This window comes from Streptomyces aurantiacus JA 4570 (assembly GCF_000414115.1).
Lineage (GTDB): Bacteria > Actinomycetota > Actinomycetes > Streptomycetales > Streptomycetaceae > Streptomyces > Streptomyces aurantiacus_A.
Genome location: NZ_AOPZ01000351.1, coordinates 1 through 916, shown reverse-complemented (window position 1 = coordinate 916; position 916 = coordinate 1). Strand labels below are relative to the sequence as shown.

Sequence of the window (916 nt, the reverse complement as noted above, 5' to 3'; positions counted from 1 at the left end):
CGCCACGGCGTGCTGCCGCGGACCCTGCACGTCGACCGGCCGAGCTCCCACGTGGACTGGTCGGCCGGAACCGTCGAACTGCTCGACCGGGCCCGCGAGTGGCCCGACCGTGACGGCGCGCCGCGCCGTGCCGGTGTCTCGTCGTTCGGCGTCAGCGGCACCAACGCGCACGTCGTCGTGGAACAGGCACCCCGGCGGCGCGGCAAGGCCGCCGAGCCCCAGCGGCCCGGTGAGGTGGCGGCCGCTGTCGCCGTGCCGCTGCCGTTGCCGGTGTCGGCCCGCGACGCGGACGCCCTGCGCGCGCAGGCCGGCCGCCTGCGGGAACGGCTGCTCGCCGACCCCCCCCTCGCCGGCTGCTCGCCGACCCCGCCCTCGCGGCGGACCGCGCCGGACTCACCGACCTGGGCTGGTCGCTGGACACGGGCCGCTCCCGCCTCGAACACCGCGCCGTCGTACTCGGCCGGGAACGGGAGGAGGCCCTGACCGGGCTCGAGGCGCTCGCCTCCGGCGGGACCGGGGTCGTCTCGGGTTCCGTGGTGGAGGGCCGCCTGGGCGTCCTGTTCACCGGGCAGGGCAGCCAGCGGATCGGGATGGGAAGGGAGCTGTACGACGCTTTCCCCGTGTTCGCGGACGCGCTGGACGAGGTGTGCGCGCACTTGGATGCCTTGCTCGACCGGCCTCTGAAGGAGGTCATGTTCGGGGCGGACGCGGGGTACGCGCAGCCCGCGCTGTTCGCGGTGGAAGTGGCGCTGTACCGGCTTGCCGAGTCGTTCGGGGTGCGGCCGGAGATCGTCGGCGGCCACTCGATCGGCGAGCTGACGGCCGCGTACATAGCCGGAGTGTGGTCGCTGGAGGACGCCGCCCAACTCGTCGCCGCGCGCGGCCAGTTGATGCAGGCGCTGCCCGAGGGCGGGGC

At 75.5% G+C, this 916-nt stretch carries 2 protein-coding genes; both read left to right on the top strand.

The features are described from left to right. The coding region (locus STRAU_RS44500; protein ID WP_310592281.1) for a ketoacyl-synthetase C-terminal extension domain-containing protein at nt 1-483 on the top strand (483 nt) is incomplete at its 5' end. Between the two features lie 53 nt (nt 484-536). Next, a partial coding sequence (locus STRAU_RS44495; RefSeq protein WP_310592280.1) for an acyltransferase domain-containing protein occupies nt 537-916 on the top strand: 380 nt, incomplete at its 3' end.